Below are 12,509 nucleotides of genomic sequence, written 5' to 3'. Positions count from 1 at the left end.
GCTAGCCCAGTCGCAAAGAGCCTACCGTTTCGCCGCGTACAAGCCAGGATTTTCCTTAGCGTCACTGGAGGGAGTCACCTCACCACTGTCACAAGTTTTAGGCAATCTGATGGCCAACAGTGCAGCCACCAGCAGGAAACCGGCCAGAACGCACATTGCCACACTTTGCCCATAAAACATGGTCATCAGCCCGACCAGATAAGGCCCACAGAAACCGCCAAGATTACCGAGGCCGTTAATCACACCGCGCGCGCTCCCGGCCAGTTCAGGGGAAGCGATACGCCCTGGAATCGTCCAGAACGGACTGGTTGCAGCTTTAAGGAAGAAACCACACAGCACCAGGGCAATATAGGCCGCCACAATGTGCTGATGCAGCGCAACCGAAGCCAGCAGTGAAGCGGCGAAACAAGAGAGTGAGATCGTCACCCACAGACGACGTTTGCCCGAGCGATCGCTGAACCACGAAATCACATAGATCCCCAATAGTGTGGCGATAAACGGTAGTGTGGCAAGCAAGCCAATACCCGCCATATTACTGCCTGTCAGGTTTTTCAGAATACTCGGCAGCCACAAGGTATAGCCATAATCCCCGGTCTGGTAGAAAAAGTTCAACAGGACCAGTTTGACCAGCGTTGGGTGACGGAACACCTCTTTGAGTGATGCTTTGCCCTGTGGAGCCTGTGCCTGTACCGCCGCACGATCCCTGGCTAACTCTGTAAGCAGCCAGTTTTTTTCTGCTTCCGGCAGCCATTTCGCCTCTTCTGGCCGGTCACTAATCACCAACCACCACACGACCAGCACGACGGCTGAGAGCAGCCCCTCAATGATGAACAACCAGCGCCAGTCGAGCATGTTAATAATTAACCCTGAAACCGGCGCGGTCAGGATGCCGCCCAACGGGGCAAACATCATCACCAAGGCATTCGCCCGGCCCAGCTCTTTTTCCGGGAACCAATTGCTCACCATGGTCAGCACCACGGGCAACATTCCCCCCTCAGAAACACCGAGGATAAAGCGTAACGCCAGCAGCTCATAGTGGTTGGTCACAAACCCCGTGGCGACGGACACCACCAGCCACGCAACCAGTGACCAGGCAATAAACCGTTTGCCGCTGCCACGAACCGCGATTCTGCCCCCTGGCACCTGCAAGAAGAGATAGCCAATAAAGAAGATCCCGCTGACGACACCTGCCATCTGGCTGGTAATTGCCAGATCTTGATCCATGCCACCAGGTAGCGCAAAACTGATGTTGACCCGGTCCATGAACGAAATAATGCAGGTAATCAAAATCGGCACTATCACGCGATACCATCGCGTGCGAGGAAGAGACTCGCGCATATGCACCTCCGTGCAGATAAACAGGGAGAACGGGACGTGTCAGGCACGTCCTGTTAGAGGGTTTGAGTTGAGCTACGTCGGCTTATAAGCCGTTGGGCAATGGGCGCTGGTGGAAGAAGGCATCCAGGTTGGCAAAGACCACGTCACCCATACGCTGACGGGTTTCATGCGTCGCACTCCCCACGTGCGGTTGTAACACCACGTTATCCAGCGCCAGCAGCGCTTCAGGCACCTGCGGTTCCTCAGCGAACACATCCAGGGCGGCACCGGCAATCTGCTTATTTTGCAGTGCGGTAATCAGCGCCTGTTCATCCACCAACGAACCCCGTGCAACGTTGATTAACCACGCATGTTCAGGCATCGCCGCAATCACATTGGCGTCAATCAGATGGCGAGTCGATGCCCCGCCTGAAGCCGCGATGACGAGAAAATCACTTTGCTCAGCCAGCGCATTGACTGACGTTACGGCACGCCATGGCAGGTCGGTTTTCTCCGTGCGACTCACATAGGCAATATCCATATCAAATGCCGCTGCGCGTCGGGCAATCGCCTGGCCGATATTACCCATTCCGACAATGCCGAGTTTTTTCCCACTGACCTGCACGCCCAGAGAGGGAGCCTGTTTTAACCACTGTTGCTCACGGACGAAACGGTCCCCTGAGCACAGGTTGCGTGCGCCGCTGAGCATCAGTCCCAGCGCCATATCAGCCACGTCATTGGTCAGCACACCGGAAGTAATGCTGATGCGGATGTTTTTCTGACGGGTGTAATCGAGATTGATCGCGTCTGTCCCCACACCGAAGACAGCGATCATCCCAACGTTGGAGAGGTTTTCCAGCACGGCGTCACTCACGCCCACATCACCGCGCGTAACCACCGCCTGAATCTCGTGGCCGGTTTGCGCCAGAAACGCCAACGGTTCGGTCTGTTCATACAGTTTGTACAGGGTGTAAGTCGCGTTGAGACGCTGGATTAGCGCATCAGGTACGCTGGCAATCAACAATACTGCTGGACGGTTAGAATCAGTCACTGGAACACTCCCTTTAAAAGTCTTAGCCCGATGGCTATCTATTAAAGAGAGTCTGGTAACTATTTGTGAGATCTGCCTCACGCTAAAGCGTGTTAAAAAAAGCTGTTACTGACAGCGTGATCGTACAGACAAATCAATAAGATGCCGCTGGGTTTACAGGCTGGCTCCCATCGACAAACGATAATGCAGATTGACCCGTTCGATCGTCGGACGTTGCTGAATTTTTTTGATCAGGATTTCGGTCGCCACTTTGCCCATTTCAAAACGCGGCGTCACTACACTGGCGAGCTGTGGCGTAGTCACCTGGCCGATGTCCAGGCCGTGGAAACCGGCAATGGCCATCTGTTCCGGCACGCGTATCCCTGAAGCACGGCACTCCTGTAACACGCCCACAGCCAGATCATCGTTGGTGCAGAGAATACCGTCAATCTCAGGATACATCTGCCTGGCCAGCGTCATCATACCGGTGCCAATCGACACCGAGGAGACCTTATTCGGTACAATGCGCCCTTCCGGTAAATTGGCCGCCAGCATGGCATCGCGATAGCCTTGATAGCGCTGTTCATCACGTACATCCGACATGGAACCAAAATAAATAATGCAACGCCGGTTACTGGCAATCAGCATGTTGGTCATATCATATCCGGCCTGATAATTATCAAAGCCGACATTAATACGGTTCAGATTAGTGCTGATCCCCATCACTTCCGCGACGGGAATATTGGCAGCATTAAGGTATTTTTCCGCGCGCAGCGTATGCACTGTTTCAGTTAATAACAGTGCTTTCACGTTAAACGCTAAAACGGTGGCGATCTGTTCCTCTTCACGTTGCAAATCATAATCATAATTGACCACCACGGTCTGAAAACCTTGCGCTGTAGTGACCGATTCAATCCCGGCCAGCAAATCGGCAAATATTTGATTATTGAAGGAAGGGATCAACACACCGATGCGCGGCAGTGAATTACTGGCGACAATCGGATTATCCGCATCCGGCTCATAGCCGAGCTCATCAATCACGCTGGCGATACGGGCGGCGGTCTCTTGCGAAACCTTGTGCGGCATACGCAGATAGCGGCTGACGGTCATTTTTGTTACGCCGGAGAGCGTGGCTATATCATGCAGTGTAATACGTTGCATTTTCATCAGAGAATTCCGCCAGACGGCAATAACATCGCGCTATTATGCGCGGGATTGGGTGAAAAATAAATTATTGAAATCGCGGGATTCTGTGCAGTCTTATGCTGACGGGTGCAGTCGATCACAGCAGAAGTAACGCTGTGAAGTAACATGGCAATAAGTGACATGCGTCACATTTTTCCCGGCACAAAATTTGTCAGAGTGTACCCATCCTTCAGCGTTTTTAAGCGCAATGTATCTGCGCAGCGGTTTAACATGGAGACATTATGATTATTGATGCCTTACAGCATGCACTGGAAAACCCTCTTTATCCGGCAATTATTCGCCAAACATTGCAGCAAATTCAGCTCAGACAGCCCGATGAACTTCCGCCTGGTAAATATCTGATTGATGGTGATGAGATATTTTTCAGCGTGATGGAAGCTGAAACACGGGATATCAATCTGCAACTGCCCGAATTTCATCGTAAGTACATCGACATCCATCTGGTATTAACCGGTGAAGAGATCATTGGCACCGGCACTTCCGCCCTTACCCGCAGCTTGATCGAACCCTTTGATGAGAGCAAAGACTTAGGCTTTTGCCACAGCATTGATAGCGAAACGCTGGTGCATCTGCAACGGGGTGAGCTGGCCATTATCTTCCCGTTAGAACTGCATCGTCCCATGTGTACCCTGAGCGTGGCCCAGCCGCTGCGTAAAATCGTGGTGAAAATCAATCAGGCGCTGCTGAAATAGCGCCTGACCTGGCCCCGCAGTCCACGCGGGGCCGGTTTCATTATCTTACGCGACGACGTCGCAGCCAGAATCCAGCCACCAGTAACACAATCACCAGTGCCGCAATGCCGCCCGGCAAGATCCACGGTTGCGCCTGCGCCAGCAGCGGTGGATGCCCCCCTTTACGCACCCAGGCCACATCCCCGGCTTGTACCTTGACATCAGGATTGCCGTAATGGGCCAGAACAAAGTTACTGATGTCCGCCACTTGCTGATCGGTCAGTTGCCCGACATAAGAAGGTGAACTGAACCCAGGCATCAATACCTGATGGTCGGCCGTATCGCGCTGCACGCCAAACAGAATCGTCGCAATCAGGTTATTGGGATTACGCATCCCGGTAGCCGTGTTATGGAACAACGACGGATAGGCCTGGTTCGCACTGCCAGATCCATCCGGCTGGTGACAGCTGGCGCAGTTACCGCTGAATAACGCCGCGCCGTTGGTCAACGACTGATTGGCATTATTCGGATTTCTGCCGCGCACGCTGTTTTCCACATCCATTGGCGCACCGTAATTAAAGGCTGGCTGCGTCTCTCCCTCGGTACGGATCGGCTTAGTGCTTTTCAGGTAGACGGCAATCGCACGCAGATCGCTTTCTGGCAAATACTGCAAACTGTGCTCTACCGCTTCTGCCATGCCCCCGGCCGCCTGATTTTTACCTTCGGCTCGGCCAGTTTTCAGATACTGCACCAGCTCATCATCGCTCCAGCCACCAATCCCACTCACTTTGTCGGAGGTGATGTTTGGCGCGTACCAACTGCCCAGCGGGCTACCCGCCAGCGGCTGATCGCTTTTCTCCTGCATCAACAGACCACGTGGCGTATGGCAGGTATTACAGTGAGCCAATCCATTGACCAGATAATTGCCTCGGTTCCACTCGGCGCTTTGGCTGGCATCGTTTTGATATACCGTGCTGTCCGCAAACATCACATTCCACATCCCCATGCTAAAGCGCAGGTTGAACGGGAATGGCAAGTCGGTTTGCTGATTTGCCTCATCAACCGGCTTTACCCCATGCATGAAGTAGTAATAGAGCGCATGGAGATCGGCATCGGTCATTTTGCTGTAGGAGGTATACGGCATCGCCGGGTAAAGGTTCGCGCCGTCTGCACGCACGCCGTGGCGCACGGCGGCAGAAAACTCCGCTTCACTGTAGCGCCCGATCCCTGCCGCAGCGGGAGTGATGTTGGTTGAGTAAATCACCCCCATCGGCGAGGCGATGCCATAGCCCCCGCTGAAGGCGCTTTTGCTGCCCGGCGCGGTATGGCATGCCTGACAGTCCGAAGCGATGGCCACCGCTTCCCCTTGTTGTAACAGGTGGCTGTCTACCGCTTCCGCCTGCACACCGAATGTCAGCGTGGCGGCTACGAAGCCCGCAAGTAGATTTTTCATGCGAGCTCCTTCATACGCAGGCTCATATCATGTGCCGCTTTTAATGCCAGCGCAGCCATGGTCAGCGTACTGTTCACCACGCTCGCCGAGGGGATTGCGCCACCGCCCGGCAGCCACAGATTTTCATGGTCGAAGGCACGACAATTGCCATCCACTACCGCATCTTTACCGCTTTTGCCCATGATCACGCCGCCCATAATGTGGTTATTGGCGTTGAGCGCCGTGGTGATGTTGAACTCTTTGGCATTAAAGAGCTGACCGATGTGTTCCAGCTGCGTGTGGCAGGCTTCCGCACCTTTACGCACGTAGTCACCCACGTCGTAGTGAATATCCGGGCAAGGTAAACCGTGGGGATCTTTACGGGTACTGCTTAAGGTCAGGCGGTTTTCCGGGTCTGGCAGGGGTTCAAGACTGATGGAGAGATCCACGCCGTGGGTGGCGCGATAACGAATCTCTTCATCCAGCGCTTTGCCCACCAGACCTTTTTTCAGCGCCTGTTGTGTGGCAGGCACCACGCGGGAAATATTGTTCAGTATCACTTTGTTCGCAGAGTAGTCGCGGCGGAAATCACCGTCACGGAAGCCGACCATGCAACTGCTTTGTGCCGGCCCGCGTCCCAGCCATACTGGCTCTTCGGTCAGGAATGAGCAGTGGAAGCCAGAGTGATCCATCATGTTACGGCCAACCATATCCGAGCCGTTGGCAATCCCGTTCGGGTTGGCTTTATTCGCTGCCATCAGCAGCAAACGTGGCGTTTCGATACCGTTGCAGGCCAGCGCAAAGGCTTTCGCCGTCGCCTTGTGTGATGCGCCAGAACTGTCGAGCCAGTGAACTGAGGTGATACGGTTGTTGTCATCCGTATCCATTTTGTAGACCACCGCTTCTGCCAGTACCACCGCACCTGCGCGTTCCGCACGCTCAACATGGTGGATGCCGTTATACATGGCGCCAATCGGGCAAATGGGCTGGCAGTTATTGTTGCCGCAACAAGTGGGGCGACCTTCCCATGGACGCGTGCTGCGGCCCTGTGGGATCGGCACCAGGTTGTAACCATGGGGATTCACTACGCTGGCAAAATAGTTATCGCCATGACCGAACGGCACCATGTCCATTGGATATGGCTGACTGCGCTGGGCAGGAGATTGACGAGCAGGATCGTTTGGCCCGGCGACACCAATTTCATTTTCAGCACGGCAGTACCAGGGTTCCAGCTCCTCATAGGCGATAGGCCAGTCGCGTCCCACGCCGTATTTCGACTGCATGACGAAATCACTGGGGTGATGACGCCAGCAGGAGGCCGCCCAGTGCCAGGTGGTCCCTCCTACCGTGCGCAAGTAACCCTGCTGGAAACTCCCGGCACTTGGCCCGGTGACGTTGACATAGTTATTCGGTGGGAAGTAAAGCGGTGCTGGGGCGAATTTCGACTGAGGATAAAGCCCCTGGAAATCCGACCCCGCGCGATTGGCAAACGGCATGTTACGCCAGTTTTCTACCGCCTGAGCGCGCTCAATACGCAAGCCCGCTTCCAGAACCAGCACCGAATAGCCCTGGCTCACCAGTTCATTTGCCACCATACCGCCGACAATGCCCGAACCGACGACCACAATATCTGCCTCAGCATCACCCTGAGCAGTAAAAACAGGTTGTTTATTCATTATTAGTATCTGTGTGTTAGAGAGAGGAAATCAGCGAGTTGTTGTCATCAGGCAGCGGTTGTGTCCACCACAAAGGGCCGTTGCCGCAGTAGGTCGGAACGATGAGTCCGTCACTGACCGGCTGATACATCAATGCCTGCTTATAGGCGATGAGCTTGCCGTGATAATCATTGCCAATCGTGCCGGTATACCAGGCGGTGACAATGGCATAGAGAAAATCACCCAACCCTGCCGCGCGAGCACGATCCATCAGCTGCTCGGCGCTATCGCCGGATTGGATCAGACGTGCTAACTGGCCTACGCGCTCAGCGAAATATGCATCACTCTCGGTAAAAGCAGTGAAGAAACGCGCACCCAGTTCAACATCCAGGTGCTGATGTTCAGTGACGGAGTGTGATACGGCAATAAAGTCGCGAAGCGCATCTCGACCGCTGGTGACGCTGGCGGCAAAAGCGCGGCCCGGCAGCGCAGTGAGTGCGCCAGACAGCGTTAATCCGGCAGCAGCAAGCAGGAACTCTCTCCGGGTGGAACCGGTTCCATTTTTTGATGCAGCAGTAGAATTTGTCGTTATTCGTTGTTTCATCGGGAGCCTGGTGTGAGAAGTTGGAGGTTATTACGTGATTAACCTCACAAATGATACCGGTAACAAAACATTTTTGTTAATAAATATCGTTACTTTTGTGTGGTTTTCGCAGAAAAAGCGCAAAATGATAAAACAGTACAAATATCAACCAGAACTGGTTCTTCATACATTAGAATGAATAAAGCCCCCTTGCGGAGGCTTTGTTATGCTACCCGTGTTGGCTACAGTGCCGCCTTCACGCTCTCTTTCAATGGTGTAGTGGGACGGCCAATCAGTCGGGAAAGCTGATGACCTTCATCGAACAGGGCATTGTGTGAAGCGCCGGTATCCCATGAAGCAATCGCCTCGGCGAAGAAGTCAGGCAAACCTGCCTGCTTCAAGGCTGCGGCATAATCCGCTTCCGGGAGATTGGTGTAGGGGATCGTTTTACCACTCTGCGCCGAGATTTCTGCTGCCAGCTCGCTTAAGTTATAGGACGCATCGCCCGCCAGTTCATAGGTTTTCCCCTGATGGCCCGCGCTGGTGAGAACCACGGCTGCCGCTTCCGCATAGTCAGCGCGCGCTGCGGATGAAATCTTACCCTCCCCTGCGCTGCCATAGAGCGCACCTAATCCCAGCGCGGCTCCCACTGAACCGGTATAGTTCTCGGTGTACCAGCCATTTCTGAGAATGGTGTAGTCCAGACCAGAGGCTTTAATGGCCTGTTCGGTTTGCGCATGTTCCGGTGCCAGGCTCAGAGGAGAGCTGTCCGCACGTAACAGGCTGGTATAAACGAAATGCTTTACACCGGCTTTTTTGGCCGCTTCGATCACGTTGGCGTGTTGCACCGCACGCTGACCAATCTCATTGCCCGAAATCAGTAACAGGGTATCAACCCCTTGCAGCGCCACATCCAGCCCCTCAGCTTTACTGTAGTCAAATGCACGCGCCGCCACACCCAGATCCGCAGCTTTTGCCGGATCGCGCACTAACGCGACGATCTCATCACTCGCCACTTTCTGTTTCAGTTTTTCCACAACCAGACGGCCCAGTTGGCCAGTCGCACCGGTAATTGCAATTGTCATCATCCGATCCTCGTAATGTTGTTTCGACGGGTTTCAGTTACTATAGTTGTCTAAATTACTTTTAGTAAGTACTTACAAAAAGGTTAGTGATTGAATGACTACAACAAAAAAACTGAATAACAGTGCTGAAGGCGTAGCACAATTCGAACGCTGTAATGTGCTGGCAGCAGGTTGTCCTTCCCGGAAAGTCTTACAACACCTCAGCAGCCGCTGGGGTGTGCTGATCATGTTAGTGCTCCTCTCTGGCAAACACCGTTTTAGTGAAATTCGCCGGGAAATAGAGGGGGTCAGTGAGCGTATGCTGTCGCAAACGTTGCAGTCACTGGAAGGCGATGGCATGTTGATTCGCAAATCGATGCACACCGTGCCGCCCCATGTGGAGTATTCACTTACCGAGTTGGGTACGGAGGCAGCGTTGAAAATTCAGGGGCTGGTCGCACTGATTGAAGAGAGCCAAATGGCAAAACTGTTGGCGGAGCAAGCTTAGTTTCATAGCATCAGTCGGAGAGATCCTGCATTGCACAGCGGCCATTAATGCTCTGCAAGTGCAGGGCTATCCCCTGTTTACTGCGTCTTCCTTGCTGTTTCAGAGGAACATTTTTCCAATAGTGATCGCGGCAATGATCACAAACAGAACCGGTGGAACATAGTCAAACCAACCTGCCCGGTTCAGCAGGGATTTCATCTTTAAGCCAAGCATTCCAACCGCAGAATTCACGATGATCCCACCAAGATTAAACACCAGCCCATACGCCAGCAAATACAGCCAGGCTGGGCTGGCATGCGCAGGGATAAACTGGGGCAGCAAACTCACGAAGAACAGACCAATTTTTGGGTTGGTTAAATTAATCAGTAAGCCTTTGCTGAATACATGCCTTGCATCCAGATCGATTTTTGCTTCTTCTGTTGTCATCGCCTTATTTGATTTTTTCGGCCAGGCCGTTACAGCCAGCCAGATCAGATACACAGCACCGACTATTTTTATTGCCTGAAAAACCAGTGGGAAGTGGCTAAAAAACACCACTAAACCAAAGCTTACGCAGATCACATAAAAAAATACGCCAGCTTCTACACCAGCCGCCGCCTTCAGGCCTTTGCCTATGCCAAATTTGACCGACTGGTTTAACACATAGAGCATTGCTGGCCCTGGCGCTAGATTGATAATAATCACGGTGAGTAAGAAATAATAAAAAACGCCATCCATATTGCGATCCAGAACAAGTCTGTTGATTCCACATCCTCAACAGGAAAACTTAAAAATGCAGCCAGAACTGACATAAAAACGGAATCTGCCAACCTGTCCTTGTAGAAAGGTAAATTAAGCACCAAGAATATAATCATCAATTTAATTAAAGTAAATCAATAAATTAAAAATTGCATTTATTACTTAATGCATGTCAATTAATTGGGTTGTTTTGGAAACTAATGCGATCCATAAATATATTTATTTTACAGTAACTTGAATTTTTATTGCGTTACATATAAGATATTATTTATTTTAAATACTTACTTTAAGAAAAAGATAAAAATGACAAACTGGAGACAGTGTAATACAGCAACATTACTGCAATATGGTGCATGCTTGCAAAAAAATCATAACAAGTAATGGTAATAAACTACTAAGGCTCGGTGGTAAGGATACCAACTACCCGGATCTTCAGTATGTGATATACCTCAGAGAAGGTACACATTGCCTTTTATTTGCAACAGAAGCTATACTTTCACCGTTGATAGTGGGCGTGTAACACATTGAATAATGTCATAGTAAAAATATTTATTATCTACACCCGTTTCAAAATCAATGTATTTCCTTGAGGGAATAAGCCTATCTATAGTGAGATCATTCTATTAACTGCGGGAATTCTCCAACACTATCATTCACTACTAAATAAATGACTCACAGTTGGCTTTACTCATTCAATAATTATGTGTAGATATCTTACCACATTTAGTTTAGAATATGGGCTTTCAAGGAAGTGGTAAATATTAGAATGGAGCCATCATTGTGTCTTACAACAGAGAAATCATCAGTTACCTACAATCCAATAACATCCTCGCTTTAAAACTTGATAACGCCTTATCTGGCGTTGGCAAAGCATTCGTGGATCAGATCGGAGCGATAGGCTCTGGCGCACAACGCGTATTGTTCTACACTTCCTGCTTTACTGATGAATATATGGATGTTTGCCGCAAGCAAAGTAGCGAAGATATTCGATTCACGAAATCTATATATCACCTCTTGCAGCATATAGATGTCGTATATGAGATGTTAAAAATATATTTTGACGAAATACTCAAGCATAAAACTTCTGAGCAACTAGAGCATATTAAAGAAAAATTAATGGCGGTAAACATACACATCGCTACCAGCTCGCTAACAAACCATGGCTTCGCATTGGCTATAGCAGCGTCTGTTGCCACTGGCCTTAATGTAAGCCTTGAGGTAAGTGCTCTCGTTGGCAAAAGAGCTGCTGGTGTTGTAGCTGGACTTGGAATGTATGGTGTTGTTCAAAAAGCTGCAGATAGCGCAGACAGGCTTCGCTTAACTCACCCTAAATATTATGCTGCATTATATGCTAAAGAACTTGAAATGATGTTTTTTTTAGTAGAGCCTGTATTTAAACGTGCTGGAGTTCTTGATTCCAGCTGGTTATCTAATGACGATATTTCAAACGTAATTGAACGAATGATTCGGTGGTAATTATGAATTATGTAATCCGATTTTTTAAACGCCTATTTAAGTCTTATTTTTCAATATATGGCCCTGCGCTGCTAACCATTGTGTTTGCCGTAACACTATTCCAGATCTTACCGAACAGCCCACTTTGGCCGGTTCCGTTGTTTTTTGTGATAGTTATTGTATTGTTTTATCGATACGTGAAATGGTAACGGTTTAATCGACACATACCGAATACATAAGAAAACAACATGTGCACTTCAGTTCGTACTGGTAAGGGTTGATCCCGCCCACCGCATCAACGAAACAACCCAGCTCAGCGCATTCGGCGCGTTCTGGTATGTATTGATCCCGCCCACCCTATGGGGTCTGGCTGGGTAAAGCGGGCGGTCAGCGGGCAGTAGTAGCGGTACAGGTTATAGTGCAGCCCCGTTTTCTGGTCAACATACTGGCCCTGCAGCGCGAGGCTCTGATGCGACCACAGCGTATCATCGCGGTCATAGCTGCCAATTGGCGCGCATTAGAAACACTGATATCTTCATGCCACTGTACATGCCTACTTTATATAAGTTGAATTCGGCTGATTTCCTTAATCACTATGATTTAGATTATTAAAAGGCCCATCTCTTTTTAAGCTGCCGTAACATTAATCCTCTATACCATTTTCAAAATGAAAATGGTACTAAAAATGCCTTTCGTTTCATTCCATGCATTTACATGAGAACCAGCACCAATTTCAGGATGACCAAAACATCATCACGCCATCCCGCTGTCCCATCAGAGTTTTTTACGCCTATACACCCTTTTGGATCTTTCCAGGTATATGGTCACCCTCTAAAATCTGACTGTCTTG

11 protein-coding genes and 1 pseudogene are annotated in these 12,509 nt (G+C 50.5%); 3 read left to right on the top strand and 9 right to left on the bottom strand.

Annotation, left to right across the window (positions count from 1 at the left end; all coding sequences use genetic code 11):
• Positions 1 to 21: 21 nt before the first annotated feature.
• From F3J40_RS20060 to F3J40_RS20050, 3 genes are all read right to left on the bottom strand, one after another.
• Complete coding sequence (locus F3J40_RS20060) at positions 22 to 1,338, bottom strand: MFS transporter (protein WP_167017479.1); 1,317 nt, start codon at positions 1,336 to 1,338, stop codon at positions 22 to 24.
• A gap of 82 nt (positions 1,339 to 1,420) precedes the next feature.
• Positions 1,421 to 2,368, bottom strand: a complete 948-nt coding sequence (locus F3J40_RS20055; protein ID WP_167017477.1) for a 2-hydroxyacid dehydrogenase — start codon at positions 2,366 to 2,368, stop codon at positions 1,421 to 1,423.
• Between the two features lie 153 nt (positions 2,369 to 2,521).
• Positions 2,522 to 3,514 (bottom strand): LacI family DNA-binding transcriptional regulator, encoded by a 993-nt coding sequence (locus tag F3J40_RS20050; RefSeq protein ID WP_017348645.1) that lies wholly within the window; start codon positions 3,512 to 3,514, stop codon positions 2,522 to 2,524.
• A gap of 260 nt (positions 3,515 to 3,774) precedes the next feature.
• On the opposite strand from F3J40_RS20050, the gene F3J40_RS20045 reads away from it, so the two are divergent.
• Positions 3,775 to 4,245 (top strand): NanQ anomerase/TabA/YiaL family protein, encoded by a 471-nt coding sequence (locus F3J40_RS20045; protein ID WP_167017475.1) that lies wholly within the window; start codon positions 3,775 to 3,777, stop codon positions 4,243 to 4,245.
• 40 nt (positions 4,246 to 4,285) lie between these two features.
• Here F3J40_RS20045 and F3J40_RS20040 read toward each other — a convergent pair whose 3' ends face one another.
• The 4 genes from F3J40_RS20040 to F3J40_RS20025 all read right to left on the bottom strand — a co-directional run bounded on the left by F3J40_RS20040 (position 4,286) and on the right by F3J40_RS20025 (position 8,979).
• Positions 4,286 to 5,677, bottom strand: a complete 1,392-nt coding sequence (locus tag F3J40_RS20040; protein ID WP_167017473.1) for a cytochrome c — start codon at positions 5,675 to 5,677, stop codon at positions 4,286 to 4,288.
• Entirely contained in the window at positions 5,674 to 7,332 is a 1,659-nt protein-coding gene (locus F3J40_RS20035) for a GMC family oxidoreductase (RefSeq protein ID WP_167017471.1), read from the bottom strand. The genes F3J40_RS20040 and F3J40_RS20035 overlap by 4 nt, the downstream gene beginning before the upstream one ends.
• A 16-nt stretch (positions 7,333 to 7,348) precedes the next feature.
• On the bottom strand, positions 7,349 to 7,915 hold the full coding sequence (locus F3J40_RS20030) for a sugar dehydrogenase complex small subunit (RefSeq protein ID WP_167017469.1): 567 nt from the start codon (positions 7,913 to 7,915) through the stop codon (positions 7,349 to 7,351).
• A 221-nt stretch (positions 7,916 to 8,136) separates the two neighbouring features.
• Positions 8,137 to 8,979 (bottom strand): SDR family oxidoreductase, encoded by an 843-nt coding sequence (locus tag F3J40_RS20025; RefSeq protein WP_167017550.1) that lies wholly within the window; start codon positions 8,977 to 8,979, stop codon positions 8,137 to 8,139.
• A 94-nt stretch (positions 8,980 to 9,073) separates the two neighbouring features.
• Between F3J40_RS20025 and F3J40_RS20020 the strand changes: the two genes are divergently transcribed.
• The gene (locus tag F3J40_RS20020; RefSeq protein ID WP_167017467.1) at positions 9,074 to 9,466 is read left to right on the top strand and encodes a winged helix-turn-helix transcriptional regulator; all 393 of its coding nucleotides are present in this window, start codon (positions 9,074 to 9,076) and stop codon (positions 9,464 to 9,466) included.
• A gap of 99 nt (positions 9,467 to 9,565) precedes the next feature.
• Here the strand turns inward: F3J40_RS20020 and F3J40_RS20015 are convergent, their stop codons facing one another.
• Positions 9,566 to 10,183 carry a LysE family translocator gene (locus F3J40_RS20015; RefSeq protein WP_167017465.1) on the bottom strand — a complete coding sequence of 206 codons (618 nt, stop codon included), beginning with the start codon at positions 10,181 to 10,183 and terminating at the stop codon, positions 9,566 to 9,568.
• Positions 10,184 to 10,984: 801 nt separating this feature from the next.
• On the opposite strand from F3J40_RS20015, the gene F3J40_RS20010 reads away from it, so the two are divergent.
• Positions 10,985 to 11,680, top strand: a complete 696-nt coding sequence (locus tag F3J40_RS20010; RefSeq protein ID WP_167017463.1) for a hypothetical protein — start codon at positions 10,985 to 10,987, stop codon at positions 11,678 to 11,680.
• 284 nt (positions 11,681 to 11,964) lie between these two features.
• Here the strand turns inward: F3J40_RS20010 and F3J40_RS25235 are convergent.
• Positions 11,965 to 12,128, bottom strand: a pseudogene (locus tag F3J40_RS25235) (RHS repeat-associated core domain-containing protein); the annotation flags it as partial.
• Between the last annotated feature and the right edge of the window lie 381 nt (positions 12,129 to 12,509).

This window comes from Candidatus Pantoea multigeneris, assembly GCF_011752615.1.
Classification (GTDB): Bacteria; Pseudomonadota; Gammaproteobacteria; order Enterobacterales; family Enterobacteriaceae; genus Pantoea; species Pantoea multigeneris.
Note: the sequence above shows the minus strand (reverse complement) of the source record. Positions and strands in the feature narration are given on the sequence as shown.